General features: G+C 74.4%; 18 protein-coding genes. 6 read left to right on the forward strand and 12 right to left on the reverse strand.

Going from position 1 to position 16,291, the window contains the following annotated elements; all coding sequences use genetic code 11:
- Positions 1-10: 10 nt before the first annotated feature.
- From mutM to AOM04_RS08685, 7 genes are all read right to left on the reverse strand, one after another.
- A complete protein-coding gene (mutM, locus tag AOM04_RS08655; protein WP_062464355.1) occupies positions 11-949 on the reverse strand; it encodes a bifunctional DNA-formamidopyrimidine glycosylase/DNA-(apurinic or apyrimidinic site) lyase in 939 nt (312 codons plus the stop codon).
- 25 nt (positions 950-974) lie between these two features.
- Entirely contained in the window at positions 975-1,673 is a 699-nt protein-coding gene (gene rnc, locus AOM04_RS08660; RefSeq protein ID WP_062464356.1) for a ribonuclease III, read from the reverse strand.
- Between the two features lie 30 nt (positions 1,674-1,703).
- Entirely contained in the window at positions 1,704-1,898 is a 195-nt protein-coding gene (gene rpmF / locus AOM04_RS08665; RefSeq protein ID WP_042216516.1) for a 50S ribosomal protein L32, read from the reverse strand.
- Positions 1,899-1,900: 2 nt separating this feature from the next.
- A complete protein-coding gene (locus AOM04_RS08670; protein ID WP_228373673.1) occupies positions 1,901-2,401 on the reverse strand; it encodes a YceD family protein in 501 nt (166 codons plus the stop codon).
- Positions 2,402-2,651: 250 nt separating this feature from the next.
- Complete coding sequence (gene coaD / locus AOM04_RS08675; RefSeq protein ID WP_062464357.1) at positions 2,652-3,137, reverse strand: pantetheine-phosphate adenylyltransferase; 486 nt, start codon at positions 3,135-3,137, stop codon at positions 2,652-2,654.
- Positions 3,134-3,727, reverse strand: coding sequence for a 16S rRNA (guanine(966)-N(2))-methyltransferase RsmD (gene rsmD / locus AOM04_RS08680; RefSeq protein WP_062464358.1), 594 nt, complete (start codon positions 3,725-3,727; stop codon positions 3,134-3,136). Before rsmD ends, coaD begins: the two co-directional genes overlap by 4 nt.
- 16 nt (positions 3,728-3,743) lie before the next feature.
- A complete protein-coding gene (locus tag AOM04_RS08685; protein ID WP_062464359.1) occupies positions 3,744-4,988 on the reverse strand; it encodes an AGE family epimerase/isomerase in 1,245 nt (414 codons plus the stop codon).
- An 80-nt stretch (positions 4,989-5,068) separates the two neighbouring features.
- Here AOM04_RS08685 and AOM04_RS08690 point away from each other — a divergent pair, with 80 nt between their 5' ends.
- Positions 5,069-6,883 carry a cellulase family glycosylhydrolase gene (locus AOM04_RS08690; RefSeq protein WP_062464360.1) on the forward strand — a complete coding sequence of 605 codons (1,815 nt, stop codon included), beginning with the start codon at positions 5,069-5,071 and terminating at the stop codon, positions 6,881-6,883.
- Here AOM04_RS08690 and AOM04_RS08695 read toward each other — a convergent pair.
- Genes AOM04_RS08695 through AOM04_RS08705 form a run of 3 tightly spaced genes read right to left on the reverse strand, consistent with a single transcriptional unit; the run spans position 6,871 to position 11,195 of the window.
- Complete coding sequence (locus tag AOM04_RS08695; RefSeq protein WP_082104516.1) at positions 6,871-7,425, reverse strand: YpsA SLOG family protein; 555 nt, start codon at positions 7,423-7,425, stop codon at positions 6,871-6,873. The genes AOM04_RS08690 and AOM04_RS08695 overlap by 13 nt on opposite strands.
- 18 nt (positions 7,426-7,443) lie before the next feature.
- Positions 7,444-9,684 (reverse strand): ATP-dependent DNA helicase RecG, encoded by a 2,241-nt coding sequence (locus AOM04_RS08700; protein ID WP_062464362.1) that lies wholly within the window; start codon positions 9,682-9,684, stop codon positions 7,444-7,446.
- Entirely contained in the window at positions 9,681-11,195 is a 1,515-nt protein-coding gene (locus AOM04_RS08705; RefSeq protein WP_062464363.1) for a DAK2 domain-containing protein, read from the reverse strand. The genes AOM04_RS08700 and AOM04_RS08705 overlap by 4 nt, the downstream gene beginning before the upstream one ends.
- 222 nt (positions 11,196-11,417) lie before the next feature.
- Between AOM04_RS08705 and rpmB the strand changes: the two genes are divergently transcribed.
- Both rpmB and AOM04_RS08715 read left to right on the forward strand, forming a co-directional pair.
- Positions 11,418-11,609 (forward strand): 50S ribosomal protein L28, encoded by a 192-nt coding sequence (rpmB, locus tag AOM04_RS08710; RefSeq protein WP_062464364.1) that lies wholly within the window; start codon positions 11,418-11,420, stop codon positions 11,607-11,609.
- Positions 11,610-11,744: 135 nt separating this feature from the next.
- Positions 11,745-11,975 carry a hypothetical protein gene (locus AOM04_RS08715; protein ID WP_062464365.1) on the forward strand — a complete coding sequence of 77 codons (231 nt, stop codon included), beginning with the start codon at positions 11,745-11,747 and terminating at the stop codon, positions 11,973-11,975.
- 6 nt (positions 11,976-11,981) lie between these two features.
- On the opposite strand, the gene AOM04_RS08720 is transcribed toward AOM04_RS08715, so the two are convergent.
- Positions 11,982-12,923, reverse strand: a complete 942-nt coding sequence (locus AOM04_RS08720; protein WP_062464366.1) for a thiamine-phosphate kinase — start codon at positions 12,921-12,923, stop codon at positions 11,982-11,984.
- A 73-nt stretch (positions 12,924-12,996) separates the two neighbouring features.
- On the opposite strand from AOM04_RS08720, the gene AOM04_RS08725 reads away from it, so the two are divergent.
- The gene (locus tag AOM04_RS08725; RefSeq protein ID WP_062464367.1) at positions 12,997-13,332 is read left to right on the forward strand and encodes a TfoX/Sxy family protein; all 336 of its coding nucleotides are present in this window, start codon (positions 12,997-12,999) and stop codon (positions 13,330-13,332) included.
- Here the strand turns inward: AOM04_RS08725 and AOM04_RS08730 are convergent.
- Positions 13,329-14,168, reverse strand: a complete 840-nt coding sequence (locus AOM04_RS08730) for a TetR/AcrR family transcriptional regulator (protein ID WP_228373674.1) — start codon at positions 14,166-14,168, stop codon at positions 13,329-13,331. The genes AOM04_RS08725 and AOM04_RS08730 overlap by 4 nt on opposite strands.
- Positions 14,169-14,302: 134 nt before the next feature.
- Between AOM04_RS08730 and AOM04_RS08735 the strand changes: the two genes are divergently transcribed.
- Entirely contained in the window at positions 14,303-15,286 is a 984-nt protein-coding gene (locus AOM04_RS08735) for an ATP-binding cassette domain-containing protein (protein WP_062464368.1), read from the forward strand.
- Complete coding sequence (locus AOM04_RS08740) at positions 15,283-16,101, forward strand: ABC transporter permease (RefSeq protein WP_062464369.1); 819 nt, start codon at positions 15,283-15,285, stop codon at positions 16,099-16,101. The genes AOM04_RS08735 and AOM04_RS08740 overlap by 4 nt, the downstream gene beginning before the upstream one ends.
- The last annotated feature ends 190 nt before the right edge of the window (positions 16,102-16,291 follow it).

Below are 16,291 nucleotides of genomic sequence, written 5' to 3' on the forward strand. Positions count from 1 at the left end.
TATCGCGGTCCTAGGACCCGGGACCCGCGCGACGCGCGGTCCAACGGCGCTGGCACCGGGCGCACCAATGCGTCGACCGCCCGCCGATGCTCTCGCGCCGCAGCGGCGACCCGCACCGCGAGCACGGCTCCCCCGCCCTGCCGTACGCCTCGAGCGAGCGCGAGAAGTAGCCGGACTCCCCGTTGACATCGACGTACAGCGCGTCGAAGCTCGTGCCGCCCTGGGCGAGCGCGCGCTCCATCACCTCGCGCGCGGCTTCCAGCAGCGTGCGCGCGGACGATGCGGTGAGCGCGTGGGCGGGCCGCTCCGGGTGGACGCGGGCGAGCCACAGCGCCTCGTCCGCGTAGATGTTGCCGATCCCGCTCACGACCGTCTGGTCGAGCAGCACCTGCTTGATCCCGCGTGTGCCGCGCCGCAGCGCCCGGGTCGCCGCGGTCCGGTCGAGGCCGGGGTCGAGCGCGTCGCGGCCGATGTGCGCCACGGAGGCGGGCAGGAGGGGCAGCGGCGTGCCGCGGCCGCCGGGTCCGCCGTCGGGCGTGGGCACGAGCGGCTCGACGTGGAGGTAGCCGAACGTGCGCTGGTCGAGGAAGTCGAGGGTGAGCGCGGAGGCATCGGGCGCCGCGAGGGTGAACCGCGCGCGGCAGTGGCGGTGCGGCTCAGGGGCATCGGCGTGGACGCGGAACTGTCCCGACATGCCCAGGTGGGCCGACAGGGCGAGCACCGGCGCATCGTCCCCCGCCGTGGGCGCGAGCTCCGCCCACAGGAACTTGCCGCGACGGACCAGGCGCGACAGGGTGAGGCCGGTGACCTGGGCGGAGAATTCGGCGGGGCCGCCCGACAGCAGGCGGACGCAGGAGTCGCGGCGGATCTCGACGGCGTCGATGCGGGTGCCCGCGACCAGGGTCTCGAGGCCGCGACGGACGGTCTCGACCTCGGGGAGCTCGGGCACGGCGGAGGGGGTGGGGCCCGGCGGCTCAGGCGTCGGCGGTGACGGCCGCGTAGGCCTCCGCGGCGGCGTCCTGCTCGGCGTGCTTCTTGGCGGTGCCGGTGCCGGTGCCCTTGGGCTCGCCGGCGATCACGACGGTCGCCGTGAAGCGGCGCGCGTGGTCGGGGCCCTCGCCGACGACCTCGTAGACGGGGCTGCCGAGGCCGCGCTCGGCGCATGCCTCCTGCAGGGAGGTCTTCCAGTCGAGCGCGACGCCCGACGTGGCGGCGATCGCGAGGCTCGGACCCACGAGGCGCAGGACCACCTCGCGCGCGACGTCGATGCCGTGCGTGAGGTAGATCGCGCCCAGGATCGCCTCGAAGGCGTCGCAGAGGATCGAGTCCTTGTCGTTGCCGCCGGTCGCGCGCTCGCCCTTGCCCAGCAGGATGCAGGGGCCGAGGCCGATCTCGCGGGCGACCTGCGACAGGGCGCGCTGTGAGACGCACGCGGCGCGCATCTTCGCGAGCTCCCCCTCGGGGAGGTCGGGATGCGCGTGGTACAGGCGGTCCGTGACGATGATGCCGAGCACGGAGTCGCCCAGGAACTCCAGGCGCTCGTTCGTGGGGAGGCCGCCGGCCTCGTACGCGAACGAGCGGTGCGTGAGAGCGAGCACCAGCAGGTCGGGGTCCACCTGGACACCCAACCTGCTGATCAGGGCGTCAGCTGCCTGCTGCCCCGGAATGCTCATATGCTCGCGTCACGCCGTGAGGCGTGAACCTCAGCCCGCGTGCTCGGTGCGCAGCGCCTCGACGTACTGGCGGCCGTTGTAGGCGCCACACGAGGGGCAGGCGGTGTGCTGCAGCTTGTCGGCCTTGCACTGAGGGCAGGTCGAAAGGTTGGCAGCGGTCGTCTTCCACTGCGAACGACGTGCACGCGTGTTGCTGCGCGACATCTTGCGCTTCGGAACAGCCACGGCTAACTCTCTTTCTCGTTGATGAAACTCTGGAGCGCGGCCCATCGAGGGTCCCGCACATCATGCGTGTGGTCCGGGTCGTCCGCGAGCCGCGCGCCGCATTGGTCGCACAGCCCGGGGCAGTCCGGGCGACACAGGGGTGTGAACGGGAGGCTCGTCACCACCGCGTCTCGCACCACCTCTTCGAGCTCGAGGTTCTCACCGTCGAACTTGAAGACGTCCTCCGAGTCCTCGTCCTCGCCCGCGGAGCGCGTGTCGGGATACTCGAACAGCCCCTGCACCGGCGCGGCGATCTCTTGCCGCACCTCGTCCAGGCACCGTCCACACTCCCCGATCGCCGTCCCGTTGACGGTTCCGGAGACCCAGATGCCCTCCTGCACGGATTCGAAACTCAGCTCGAGCCTCACCTCCGCGCCTTCGGGCACGCCGATCAGGTCGGTGCCGAGGACCGCGGGGGCCGGGAAGGCCTCGGAGACGATGCGCTGCGCACCCGGGCGCCGCACGACATCTCGAACAGAGAAGGTGTACGGCGAGGGGGCAGGGCGTGAAGTGTGAGCCACACGCGCCTCCTGGTCGTTCCGGTCCGCGGGGACCTCGGCCTCGCCTTGTCGGCAGGGCCAGCCCACAACTGTACGCGATGAGGGCCGATTCGGCCAATTGCTCGGCCTCGTGCGACCCCCCTCCCCGGATGGGTGAGGTGCGGCCGCCTCCGGGGAGTCTACCCGCGGCCCGCGCGGGGGCCGCCGGCGCGCGTCAGGCGCGCCCGGTCGCGAGCGCCGCGGAGACCGCGTCGACGACGCCCTCGGGCACGTAGCGGCCGATGGCGCCGCCGTGGCGCGCGACGTCGCGCACGAGGGACGACGCCACGTGGCTGAGCGCGTTGTCGCCCGTGATGAACACCGTCTCGATGCCGGTGAGCGAGCGGTTCATGAGCGCCATGGGGCGCTCATAGTCGTAGTCGGAGCCGCCGCGCAGGCCCTTGACGATCACGCCGGCGCTGACGTCGCGGCAGAAGTCGACGAGCAGCCCGTCGACGGCGACGACCTCGACGCCGTCGAGCGGCGCGACGGCGCGGGTCGCGAGCGCGACGCGGGTCTCGAGGTCGAGCAGCGGGGTCTTGGTCGAGTTGTGGGCGACGGCGAGGATCACGCGGGAGAACATCGAGCGGGCGCGCGTCGCGATGTCGACGTGCCCCCACGTCACGGGGTCGAAGGTGCCAGGGAAGACTGCGGTGGTCATGCGTCGACGCTACCGCCGTCGGCATTGGCGTCCAACCGGACCGCCGCCGACTCGGCGTAGTGCACGGCCGTCTCCCCGTAGGCCTTCGCGGCGACCGGCCGCAGCTGCGCCGGCCACGGCGCCTCGCCCGCCCGCGACGCCCACTCGAGCACCACCATCCCGCCGGGCGCGAGGCGCGTCGCGACGGCCTCGAGCACCGCGGCGAGGTCCTCACGGGGGATGTCGTACGGAGGGTCGAGGACGATGACGTCCCACGGCCCCGCCTCGCGCGACAGGAAGGGACGGACCCGCTCCTTGACCACGCGCGCGCTCGTGCCGGCGGCCAGGTCGCGGACGTTGCCGCGCAGGACCGCCACGGCCCGCGCATCGGCCTCCACCAGGGTCGCGTGGGACGCGCCGCGGCTCAGCGCCTCGAATCCGAGCGCGCCCGAGCCGGCGAACAGGTCGAGCACGCGGGCCCCCCGCAGCACATCCTGGTGGTCGAGGCGGCTGAAGACGGCCTCGCGCACGCGGTCGGTGGTGGGGCGCGTGCCGCGGGGCGGCACCGCGAGGCGTCGGCCACCCCAGCGGCCGGAGATGATCCTGGTCACGCCCCCAGCCTAGGGGTCAGGCCTCGACGCGGCGCAGCACCTCCAGGCATGCGCGGGCATTGTGGTACGGACACTTCCAGGGCCCCATCTTGAGGTCGCCGGCACCGCCCGTGCGGGGCCGGTTCCGCTCGTCGAGCCGCGCGAACCACTCGCCGTGCTCGCGGTCCACCAGGTAGGTCTCGATGTAGTCCCACGCGCGGATCGCGGCGCGGCGGTCCTCCGCGCGCCCCCCGAGCTGGAAGGCGTTGAGCCAGCCGACCACGCCCTCGGCCTGCGGCCACCAGTGGCGGTCGCGGTCGGTGGGGCCGTCGGGGGTGCCCGCGTAGAGCACGGCGCCCTCGGCGTCGACGCCCTCGGTGCGGACGGCCTCCGCGAGCGCGAGGGCCGCCTCGCGCACGCGCCACTCGAGGTCGGCGTCGTCGACGCCGTGCGCCGCGAGGGCCTCCCACGCGTCCCACAGGAGCCACGAGGTCTCGATGTCGTGGCCGTACGAGACACCGTCGGAGCACGGGTCCCAGCCCTCGTCGAAGTACAGCGCGCAATGCGTGAACGGCGCGGTCACCACGATGGAGTCGAGCGCGGTGCGCAGCAGCGACTCGAGCGCCTCGCGGGCGGACAGGTCCGCGGAGGCGCGCAGCAGCTCGGCGAGCGCCTCGAGCATGTGGAGGTTGGTGTTCATCGACTTCGGCACGTCGGGGTCGACCTCGGACAGCGCGAGCCGGTCCGTGGGCGTCCAGTCCCGCGCGAGCGCCTCGACGTAGCCGCCGTACTCCAGGTCGCGGGCCGTGTCGTCGAGGGTGCCGGCCAGCCACAGGGCCCGCTCGAGCGCGTCCGCGTCGCCGGTCACGCGCGCCCACGCGGCCAGGCCGTACAGGGTGAACGCCTGCGCGTAGACCTGCTTGCGGTCGTCCGCGACGGTGCCGTCGGCGGCGAGCGCCCAGTACACGCCTCCGTGGTGCTCGTCCCACATGGGGCCGACGAGGAGGTCGAGGGCGCGCCGCGCGGTCGCGAGGTGCCGCTCGCGCTCGTCGGGCAGCGCGGCAGCCGCGGACGCGAAGGTCCACAGGATCCGGGCCGCGAGCACCGAGTGGCGCGGCAGGTCGTCGAGGTAGGACAGGTCGTCGCTCACGCCGCCGCGCAGCGTGCCGTCCTCGGCGAACGCGTGCGACTCCCAGAACGGGAGGATCCCGCGCGACAGCTCGCGCGCGGCGAGCTCACGCAGGGCGGACAGCTGGCGATCGGAGCGGATGGCTTCGGTCATGACTACGAATGTAAACGCTCACATGGGGGACCTCATGCACCTGCCGATATCCCGGTGGACCCCGAGGGAAGGGACGGCGCGTGGACGTGAGGACGCTGGTCGAGCGCGTGCCGGGCGGGCTGCGCGCCGCCGCGGCCGCCGTCGGGATCGTCGCGGCGAGCGTGGGCGGCGTGCTCTCCGTCTCGGCGCTCGCGCGGGACGATGCGCCGGCCCCGACCCCGACCGCCTCGCCTTCCGCCGCGGCGCGGGCCGTCACCCCGTCGCCGAGCACGACCCCGAGCGCGACGCCGTCGCCGTCCACCACGGTCCGCGCCGAGGAGCCGGCGTGCACGGCCGCGCTCGACATCCGCGACGCGTGGGAGGGCGGCTACACCGCGACGATCACGGTGACGGCCGCCGTCGCGCTCGACACGTGGACCGTGTCCGTCGACGTGGGCTCCTCGGTGGTGTCGGGCGCGTGGAACACGACCCTGGCGGCGGGCGACACCGGGCGCATGACCGCGGGTCCGGTCGACTGGAACGGCGCCCTCGCGGCCGGGACCTCCACCGAGGTCGGGTTCACCGCGGACGGCGGCGCCCCCGCGGCGGCGGACCTGCCCTGCACGGGCGGGGCCGAGGCGACGGCGAGCCCCGCGCCCGCCGCGACCGGCGCATCGTCCCCCGCGGCGGTCGCCCCCGCCGCGGCAGGCGACGGCGACGACTGGCTGCGCGCGGACGGCGCGCGCATCGTCGACCTCGAGGGTCACGACGTGAGGATGACCGGCGCGAGCTGGTTCGGCTTCAACACCTCCGCGCGCGTGCTGCATGGGCTGTGGACCGCGGACATGGACGCCGTGCTCGACCAGGTGGCGCGGCGCGGCATCAACACGCTGCGCGTGCCCGTCTCGACCGAGCTGCTGCTCGAGTGGAGGGCCGGACGCGCGACCATCTCCGGGAGCGTCAACCAGGCCGGGCCGCAGGCGGGCATGACGACGCTCGAGGTGTTCGACGCCTTCCTCGCGGGCTGCAAGGCGCGTGGCGTCAAGGTGATCCTGGACGTCCACTCGGCGCTGGCCGACGACAACGGCCACATGGCGCCGATGTGGTTCGCGGGCGCGGTGACCTCCGCGGACTTCGTGGACGCCTGGGAGTGGGTCGCCCGGCGCTACCGGGAGGACGACACGATCGTCGCGTTCGACCTCGAGAACGAGCCGCACGGCAAGGCCGGCGAGAGCCCGCGCGCCACCTGGGGCGGCGGGACGGCGTCCGGGGACTGGCGGGCGGTGGCACAGGACCTGGCGCTGCGGATCCTCGCGATCCACCCGAATGTGCTGGTGCTGGTCGAGGGCGTCGAGTCCTACCCCCGGGCGGGCGGGTCGTGGGCCTCCACCGATCCGGCGGACTACGACACCACGTGGTGGGGCGGGAACCTGCGCGGCGCCGCCGAGCACCCCGTGGACCTGGGCCGCTTCCAGGACCGGCTGGTGTACTCGCCGCACGAGTACGGGCCGCTGGTGTACGAGCAGCCGTGGTTCCGATCCGCGTTCAGCAGGGACTCGCTCGAGCGGGACGTGTGGGAGCCCCACTGGCTCTACCTCGACTCCGAGGGCATCGCCCCCGTGCTGATCGGCGAGTGGGGCGGTCGGCTCGGGCAGGACGAGCGTCAGGACCGCTGGATGACGGCGGTGCGCGACCTCATCGTCGAGCGCGGCCTCAGCCACACGTTCTGGTGCGTCAATCCCAACTCAAGCGACACCGGCGGGCTCCTGCTCGACGACTGGGCGACGTGGGACGAGGACAAGTACGCGCTGCTCGAGCCGGCGCTGTGGCAGGACGATGCGGGGCGCTTCGTCTCGCTCGACCACGAGGTGCCGCTGCCGGGCGGCATCACGGTGGCGCAGTACTACGCGGGCTGAGCACCGAACGGCGCAAGGATCTCGCGCAGCAGCGCCGCGGCCGCGGCCTGGATCCCGGGCGCCTCCGACTCGCGAGGGCCCGCGACGTCGAGCACCGGCGGCGTGCCCGGCGCCTCCCGCAGCGCCCCTACCAGGACCTGGCGCGCGGCGCCCGCGAGCCACAAGGGCCGCGCGACGTCGATCGGCAGGATGTGCACCGGCCGCCCCTCCTCGTGCGCCGCGCGCAGCGTCTCGCGCGTGCCCGGCGACGAGGCGCCCGCGACCTCGACGACGAGCACCGCACCCGCCTCGCGCACATTGAGCCGCGTGCGGGTCGCGGGGTCGGTCGACACCGTCGCCGTCAGTCCCGGGAACCGTCTCCGCAGGCCGGGAGGCTCCTGCATGTCCTCGGCCCAGCCGCCCGCGGGGCACCAGCCGCCGTACGGGATCCCCAGCCCGACCGCGACCTCGAGCGCGGCGCGATCCACCCCGCTCTGCCCGCCGGAGACGAGGCGCAGCCCGCGCGCGACGTCGCCCCGCCGCACGCGATGAGGAGGCCGCATACCAGCGACCTTAGGCGGTCACGAGCGCGCGAGGAAGTCCTCCCGCTCCTCGCCCAGCTGGGCCGCGATGGCGTCCGCGAGCGCGGGGCATCCCTCGAGGGCGGGGTCGCTCGCGACGAGGGCCGAGGCCTCCTCGCGGGCCTCCTCGATGACCCGGGCGTCGCGCACGACGCGCAGCAGCCGCAGCGAGTTGCGTCCGCCGGACTGCGCGGCGCCGAGCACGTCGCCCTCGCGGCGCAGCTCGAGGTCCTTCTCGGCGAGCTCGAAGCCGTCGGTGGTGGCGGCCAGCGCGGCGAGCCGCTCGTGCGCGACGGTGCCGTCCTCGGCGTGGGACACGAGCAGGCAGATGCTCGCCTTGTCGCCGCGGCCGACGCGGCCGCGCAGCTGGTGGAGCTGGGAGATGCCGAAGTGCTGGGCGTCGAGGATCACCATCACGGTCGCCTCAGGCACGTCGACGCCGACCTCGATCACGGTCGTCGCGACGAGCACGGGCGACGTGCCGGAGGCGAAGCGCGCCATGGCCGCGTCCTTGTCCTCCGGCGCGAGCCGGCCGTGCATCACCTCGACCCCGACGCCGGCGAGCGCCGGGGTGGCGCGCAGCAGCTCGGCGACCTCCGTCACCGCGGCCAGCGGCGGACGGTCCGCGGGGGCCTCCCCCGCATCGTCCAACGCGTCGAGCGGCGGCTCCTCGGCCTCCTCCTCGGCATCGCCGTCGATGCGCGGGCACACGATGTACGCGCGGCCGCCGCGGTCGACCTCCTCGCGCACGCGTGACCACACGCGCTGCACCCACGCCTCGTTGCCGGCGGGCACGAGGTGCGTGGCGGTCTGCTGGCGTCCCGCGGGCCTGTCGCTCAGCACCGAGGTCTCGAGGTCGCCGAAGACGGTCATCGCGACCGTGCGCGGGATCGGGGTCGCCGTCATCACGAGCGTGTGCGGCACGCGTGCGGCCCGGGCGCGGAGCGCGTCACGCTGCTCGACGCCGAACCGGTGCTGCTCGTCGACCACCACGAGACCGAGGTCCGCGAACTGCACCGTCTCGCTCAGCAGCGCGTGCGTGCCCACGACGATCCCCGCGGCGCCGGAGGCGGCCTCGGCGAGCGCCGCGCGGCGCTCGCGCGAGCCCTGGGAGCCGGTGAGCAGCACCACGCGGGTCGCGTCGTCGGCGGCGGTCAGCATGCCGCCCTCCGCGAGCGGGCCCAGGAGGGCGCGCAGCGAGCGGGCGTGCTGGGCGGCGAGCACCTCGGTGGGCGCGAGGAGCGCGGCCTGGCCGCCGGCGTCGACCACCTGGAGCATGGCGCGCAGCGCGACCACGGTCTTGCCGGCGCCCACGTCGCCCTGGAGCACGCGCAGCATCGGGGTGTCGCGCGCGAGGTCCGCGGCGATCGTGTCGCCCACCTCGCGCTGGCCCGCGGTGAGGTCGTACGGCAGGCGGGCGTCGAGCGCGTCGACGAGCCCGCCGGGGCGGGCGGGCCTCGCGGTGGCGGCCAGCGCATCGTGATCCGCGCGGCGGCGCGCCAGCGCGGTCTGCAGCACGAGCGCCTCCTCGAAGCGCAGCCTCTCGCGGCCGCGACGGTGGTCGGCCTCGGTCTCGGGCGCGTGGACCAGGCGCAGCGCCTCGAGCAGCGTGGGCAGACCGCGGCGCTCGCGGAGCTCCGCAGGGACGGGGTCGGGGACGTCGGCCTCGGTCAGCGGGTCGAGCACCGCACGCACGGCTCGGCCGATGCGCCACGTGGGGACCGATGCGGCGGCCGGGTACAGCGGGATCGGGCGGGAGGCCTCGGCCATCGCCTCACCCTCGTCGGCCGCGTCGACGCCGACGAGGATGTAGTCCGGGTGGGTGAGCTGCCGCCGGCCGCGATAGTCGCCGACGGTGCCGGTGAACAGGCCGCGGCGCCCCGGTCGGAGCTTGTCCTCGTGCATGCGCAGGACGCCGGCACGCTTGGCGAAGAAGGTGAGCTGCAGGCTGTCGCGGCCGTCCGTCACGATCGCCTCGAGCATCGCGCCGCCGCGCGAGCGCATCTGGCGCACGGTGGCGGTGCGGACCTTCGCCATCACGGTCACATGCTCGCCCACGCGCAGCTCCGCGAGCGCCGTCAGCTCGCCGGGCGCGCCGTAGCGGCGAGGGTAGTGGCGGAGCAGGTCGCCGACGGTGACGAGGCCGAGCTTCTCGAGCGAGCCCGCGGTGCGCGCGCCGAGGACCTTCTCGAGCGGCTCGTCGAGGCGGCCCGCGGGCGGCCGGTCGCGCGCCGCGCTCACGCGGGCACCGACTCGACGCCGATGAGGATGGGCGGCCACTCCTGACCGCCGCGGTAGACGGCGACCTCGGCGCCGGGCGCGCGCGCCTCGACCGACGCGCAGGCCTCGTCGGCGATCCCGGTCGCGACGCCGCGCGCGAGGACGAGCGTCACGACGTCGGTGGACGGCCCCACGAGCCGGTCCAGGTCCTCGTCGAGCGCGTCGCCCGTGCTCTCGCCGACCGCGGTGGACGCCACCGCGTCCCGCATCAGCCCCGCGACGTCCTCGCCCGGCGTGGCGAGCGCGGAGGCGGCGACGGCGGCCACGACGTGCGCCTCGTGGGAGGCGTCGATGAGCACGAGGTCGGGCTTGCCGCGGCGGTCCGCGAGCTCGCGCGCGGTGGCGAGCAGGGCGGGATCCCCCGCGACGACGATGGCCTCGGCACCGGAGGCGTCCCGCACGGCTCGGCGCAGGTCGCGCTTGCGCATCGCGGTCGGGTCGGGCACCACGAGCACGACGGCTCCCGCGTCCGCGAGCGGCTCGGCGAGCCCGGGGCACGTGGTGAGCGCGACCACGCCGGTCGCGGCGCGGTCCTGGAGCATGCTCATCGCGATCGAGCGCACCACGATCTGGTGGGCCTCGACGTCCTCGGCGACCGCGACCGCCCGGTCGGGATGGTCGGTGTGGACGTGGGCGTGCAGCAGGCCGTGGCCCGTGGTGACGGTGACGGAGTCGCCGACCTCCCCGAGCCGCGCGACCATGGGAGCCCGCGCGTCCTCGTCGCGATCCGCGACGAACATCACCTCGTAGGCGCCGCCGTGCGGGTCGCCATGACCGGGATGGCCCGGCTGGACCGTGTGGCGGCCGCGGCCGGGCACGCCCCACGCGACCTCGGGGTGGTCGACCAGCGCGCCCTTGCCGGCGATGGTCTCGGCGAGCATCTCGAGCTGCAGCACGAGCGCCGCCGCCCCCGCGTCGACCACGCCCTCGGCACGCGCGCTGGGCAGCTGGTCGGTGGTGCGGGCCAGCGCGCCGCGCGCGCCGTCGACGGCCGCGACGATGGTCTCCTCGCGGGTGCCGCGCCGCGCGGAGACCTCGGCCGCCGCGCCCGCCGCGGCGCGCGACACGGTGAGGATGGTGCCCTCGACGGGCGTGCCGACCGCCGCGTAGGCCGCCTCCGAGGCGCGCGCGAGCGCGATCGCGAGGCCCTCGGTGCCCACGCTCTCGAGACCGCCGTGCGCGTCGATCACCCGCAGCAGCGCGCTGAGGTACTGGCTGACGATCACCCCGGAGTTGCCGCGCGCCCCCATGAGCGCGCCGCGCGCGAACGCGGCGGCCACGTCGCGATGCGAGGCGTCCGCGGGAAGGCGCGCGATGGCGCGGTTGCCCTCCTGAAGGGTGAGGTAGACGTTGGTGCCGGTGTCGGAGTCCGCCACCGGGAAGACGTTGATCGCGTCGAGCCGACCGCGATCGCGGCGCACGGCGTCGAGCCCGGACCCGAGCCAGCGGCGCAGGGCATGCGCTTCGCTCACGGGTCTCACCTCCGGCACTGGATCGGCGCGGGGTCGCCGCCCGCGTACTATCGTGGCACGGCCCGCCGACAGCGCGGGCACCCCGCCCGACGGCGCCTCGCGTGTCCCGGGTTTGCCGCATGAGGGATATCTCGGTTACCCTAGTGCGGTTGCCCGAGCACCCGGGCCCCCAATCTTTGTGGATCGAGCCGTCGGTCCGCGCCGGAAACTAGGAGAACTATCGTGGCAGCTAACTGCGACGTCTGCGCCAAGGGCCCGTCCTTCGGCCACAGCATCTCGCACTCGCACCGCCGCACGAAGCGCCGCTGGAACCCGAACATCCAGCGCGTCCGTGCCGTGGTCGCGGGCACCCCCAAGCGTCTCAACGTGTGCACCTCGTGCCTCAAGGCCGGCAAGGTCCAGCGCGCCATCTGATGGTTGCGCGCTCACGCGCGCTCCGGCGCGGCTGACAGCCGCCTCACCCTGAGAACGGACGTCCACCTGGTGGGCGTCCGTTTTCGCATGCCCCGACGCCGTCGGGGGGACGATGCGCGGGCCTAGCCTGGAGGCGTGGCCCCCTTCCTCGCCGCGGCCGCCGTCGTGGTCCTCGCCGTGGCCGTCGCCGCCGCCAGCGCCGTGTGGGTGCTCGGCGACGCGCGCGCGGCCGAGGCGGAGCGCCGCCCCGTCTCCGCGCGCATCGGCGGCCTCGAGATCGACAGGCCCGAGGTGCGGGCCGCGGCCTGCGCCGTCGTGTGGGTGTTCGCGCTGCCGCTCTACCTCGCGGCGCGCAGGGCGCGGTAGGCCCGCTCAGCCCCCGAAGTGGTCCCAGCCGAGCGTGTCCGGGATCTCGCCGTCGAGGCGCACGCCGGTGAACGCGTCGGTGGTCTCCCCCACGATCGTCCAGCCCGCCGGCACGGCCTCCGCACGCGGGAACACCGCGAGCATGTGGTGGTCCTCGCCGCCGGTGAGCGCCCAGTTGCGCGGGTCGACCTGCAGCTCGATGGCCGCGAAGCGCGCACCCTCGTGCACGGGGACGTCGTCGGCGCGGATGTCGATGCCGACCTCGGAGCGTCGCGCGATGCGTCCCGCGTCGCGCAGCAGCCCGTCGGAGATGTCCATGAGGGCGGTCGCGCCGTGCAGCGCCGCCTCGAGGCCCGCGCCGATGCGGGGACGCGGGCGCAGGAACAGCCCGATCGTCTCCTCGTCGATCCGCCGTCCCTCGGTGAGCTGGATGTAGCCCGCGGCGGCCGCCCCGAGCGGCGCCGACACCGCGACCACCTGCCCGGGCAGCGCATCGGCCCTGGTGATCGGCTCCGTGCCGTGCGTCTCGCCCATGACGGTCACGCACACCGACACCTCGCGCGCGCCGGACAGGTCGCCGCCCACGACACCGACGCCGTGCGGCTCGCACGCCTCGCGCAGGCCGTCGGCGAAGCGCATCACCCAGTCGGCGTCGAGGCTCGCGGGCGCGGCGAGCGTGACCTGCAGCGCAGTAGGGACGGCGCCCATCGCGTCGATGTCGGCCAGGTTCTGCATGGCCGCGCGCCAGCCGACGTCCTCGGGAGTCGACCACTCCATGCGGAAGTGCCGGTCCTGAACCAGGATGTCGGACGAGACCACGAGGTCGCCGTCGACCGCGAGCACCGCCGCATCGTCGCCGGGCCCGAGGATCTCGGAGTCGGACACGGGCAGCCGCGGGGCGAACGCCGCGATGAGCGCGTCCTCCCCCATCTCACCGATCGTCGCCATGGGGACAAGCGTAGGGCGGGACGATGCGCGCCCCGGCCTCGCGCGACGCCGGACGATGCGCGAGCCTGGTCCCATGGAGATGCCCCGTCCCACCGACGCCCACCGGGACGCGTTCCGCGCACTCGTGCCCGACGCCCCCGGCGTGGAGCTGCGGCCCATGTTCGGCCAGCTCGGGGCCTTCGTCCACGGCAACCTCTTCATGTGCCTCTTCGGCGACCGGGTGACGTTCAAGCTCGCGGCCGCGGACCTCGAGGCCGCGCGGGCGCGCCCCGACGCGGAGGCGTTCGCGCCGGGCGGCAGGACGATGCGCGAGTACGTCGCGCTCCCCCTCGCCGCGGACGGGCTCGACGGGCCCGCGGAGCGCGCGCTCGCCTACGTGGCGACGCTGCCGCCCAAGCGTCCGCGCTAGGCGCGACCCGTCGCGGCGATGCCGTTGAGGAGCACCCGCAGCGCCCACGCCGAGCGCTCCTCGACAGAGCCGGCGATGAGGTCGAGCCCCACCTCCCGGATCTGCGGGTAGCCGGTCCCCGTCATCGCCGCGATGAGCGCCTGCGAGGTCGCGGAGTCCGGCGCGGACTCGGCCTCCTGATCGGCATGCTCGGCGGCCGTCGCGGTGGCCCACAGGAGCAGGATGTCCACGCCCCACGCGCGCTGCCCGACGGGGACGCCTCCCTCGGCGAGAAGCGCGAGGAGCCGTTCGACGAGCGCAAGGGTGTGCGGCCCCTGGGGCCGCGCGGTGAGCGCCGAGCGCGCGAGGTCGGGGTGCGCGAACAGCAAGCCGACGAAGCCCTCGATCACCGCGATCACACGGTCCTGCCAGCCGCCCTCGCCGGCCTCGAGGTCGAGCTCGCCCAGCTGCCGGTCGAGCAGCAGCCCATGCAGCTCCGCGACGTTGCGCACGTGCACGTACAGCGACGCGGGCCCCGTGTCGAGGTCCCACGCGACCTTGCGCATCGTCACGGCCGCGAGGCCGTCCTTGTCCATGATCTTCGCCGCCGACTCGACGATCGCCTCGCGGCTGAGCGCCTGGCGACCCCCGCGGCGCGCGCGCCCCGGCTGCGCGGATCTGCCCTGGTGGCCGCCGCGGGCGCCGCCGCGCGGGCCGCGCGGCCCGAGGCCCCGCTCGGCGGCCGCCTCGAACCATTCCTGGCGCATCTCGTCGCGCATGCGCGACACGTCGGCGCGCATCTCCTCACGCAGGCGCTTCATCTCCTGCTTGGCGATCTCGCGGGACTCGTCCGTCATGCGCCCCAGGGTACGCGGAACATGGGCATGTTGCGAACATGTTCGTTCCGAACTTGTTCTTAACGAACATGTTCGTTTACAGTCGAGGGCGTCGGCGCCGCGCCCCGCGGCGCCCCGATCCCGGGAGGGAACCCATGACCGAACCCCGCTGGGCCATCGAGGCCCACGGCCTGGTCAAGACCTTCGGCGCCCAGCGCGCCGTCGACGGTCTCGACCTCCAGGTGCCCACCGGCACCGTCTACGGGGTGCTCGGCCCCAACGGTGCGGGCAAGACCACGACCATCCGCATGCTCGCGACCCTGCTGCCCCTCGACGGCGGCTCTGCGACCGTCTTCGGCCACGACGTCGCGACCGATGCGCACCGCGTGCGCCAGCTCATCGGCGTCACCGGCCAGTACGCGTCCGTCGACGAGACGCTCACCGCGCGCGAGAACCTCGACATCTTCTGCCGCCTGCACGGCCTGCGCGGCAAGGCGATCCGGACCAAGTCCGACGAGCTGCTCGCGCAGTTCGGCCTGTCGGACTCCGCCACCAAGCCCCTGCAGAACTTCTCCGGCGGCATGCGACGTCGGCTCGACCTCGCGGCGAGCCTCATCGCCCGGCCGCCGCTGATCTTCCTCGACGAGCCCACGACGGGCCTCGACCCGCGCACGCGCGGGCAGATGTGGGACACCATCCGCGAGCTCGTCCGCGACGGCTCGACCGTGCTGCTCACCACGCAGTACCTCGACGAGGCGGACCAGCTCGCGGACCGCATCGCCGTCATCGACACCGGCCGCGTGGTCGCGGAGGGCACCTCGGACGAGCTCAAGGCCCAGGTGGGCGCGTCGTCGCTCCACCTCACGCTGGACGATGCGGCGGACACCGAAGCCGCCCGGCGCATCGTCGCCGAAATGGTCCGGGCGGACGTCGCCCTCACGCCCGAGGCGCGCCGGCTCACGGCACCGCTCACGGACGCCGACCTCGTCACCGACGCGCTCGTGCGGCTCCGCGACGCGGGTATCCGCGTCGCCGAGATGGCGGTCTCCAAGCCCAGCCTCGACGAGGTCTTCCTCACCCTGACCGGCCGCGGCACCGCCGCGCCCGAGACCGCCGACTCCGAGGAGCATGCCGCATGACCGCCACCGCCATCACCCCGGGCTACTCGCGGGCGCTGCCCCGCCGCGTCCCCTTCCGCCAGACCGTGCGCGACTCGCTCGTCATGGCACGCCGCTCGCTCGTGAAGATGCGCCGCACACCGGAGCAGCTGATCGACGTCACGGTGCAGCCGATCATCTTCACGGTGATGTTCACCTACATCTTCGGCGGCGCGATCGCCGGCGACGTCGCGAGCTACCTGCCTGCCTTCATCCCCGGCATCCTCGCGCAGACGGTGCTCACGGGTGCCTCCGCGGCCGGGACCACGCTGCGCGAGGACATGGACAAGGGCGTCTTCGACCGCTTCGCGTCGCTGCCGATCGCGCGCATCGCCCCGCTCGCGGGCGCGCTGCTGGGCGACGTGGTCCGCTACCTCATCGCCACCACCATCACGTTCGCCATGGGCTTCGCGATGGGCTGGCGCCCCGAGGGTGGCCTGGTCGGCGTCGCCGGCGCGGCGCTGCTCATCATCGCGGTCGCGTGGGCGCTGTCGTGGATCTTCGCGCTCGTGGGCGTGACGGCGAAGTCGGCGCGGGGAGTGCAGGGCATCAGCTTCCTCATCCTGTTCCCGCTGACCTTCCTGTCGAACGCGTTCGTGCCGGTGGACACCATGCCGGGCTGGCTTCAGGGCTTCGTGAGCGTCAACCCGGTCTCGCACGTCATCACCGCCGCGCGCGACCTGTGCAACGCCGGCACCTTCGGCGCCGACGGATGGCTCGCGCTGCTCGGCGCGGTGGTCGCCGTCGCGATCTTCGCGCCCCTGACCGTCTCCAAGTACCGGCGCCACGCGCGCTGAGCGACCATCAAGGGTGCGCCCCGGAGCCGGGGCGCACCCTTGGTCTCTGCCGACAGTTGACCACAAGTGGGGTATTGACCGCGGACGGGCGCCGGGCGTAGGCCGGGAACCGCGGAGCGACGACGCCCGCAGACCGCGTGTGAACGGCCTGGCTGTCGGGTCCCCGGTGTCGCCCGCGAAGGGGGAGGCC

The organism is Demequina soli (genome assembly GCF_000971195.1).
GTDB lineage: Bacteria > Actinomycetota > Actinomycetes > Actinomycetales > Demequinaceae > Demequina > Demequina soli.

Excerpts from the sequence above, each read along its gene's own strand:
- AOM04_RS08730 (WP_228373674.1), bottom strand. The coding sequence starts at position 14,168 with ATGACGGACGAGTCCCGCGAGATCGCCAAGCAGGAGATGAAGCGCCTG.
- AOM04_RS08735 (WP_062464368.1), top strand. The coding sequence starts at position 14,303 with ATGACCGAACCCCGCTGGGCCATCGAGGCCCACGGCCTGGTCAAGACC.
- coaD (WP_062464357.1), bottom strand. The coding sequence starts at position 3,137 with ATGACCACCGCAGTCTTCCCTGGCACCTTCGACCCCGTGACGTGGGGG.
- rnc (WP_062464356.1), bottom strand. The coding sequence starts at position 1,673 with ATGAGCATTCCGGGGCAGCAGGCAGCTGACGCCCTGATCAGCAGGTTG.
- AOM04_RS08740 (WP_062464369.1), top strand. The coding sequence starts at position 15,283 with ATGACCGCCACCGCCATCACCCCGGGCTACTCGCGGGCGCTGCCCCGC.
- AOM04_RS08695 (WP_082104516.1), bottom strand. The coding sequence starts at position 7,425 with ATGCGGCCTCCTCATCGCGTGCGGCGGGGCGACGTCGCGCGCGGGCTG.
- AOM04_RS08720 (WP_062464366.1), bottom strand. The coding sequence starts at position 12,923 with ATGGCGACGATCGGTGAGATGGGGGAGGACGCGCTCATCGCGGCGTTC.
- AOM04_RS08685 (WP_062464359.1), bottom strand. The coding sequence starts at position 4,988 with ATGACCGAAGCCATCCGCTCCGATCGCCAGCTGTCCGCCCTGCGTGAG.
- AOM04_RS08725 (WP_062464367.1), top strand. The coding sequence starts at position 12,997 with ATGGAGATGCCCCGTCCCACCGACGCCCACCGGGACGCGTTCCGCGCA.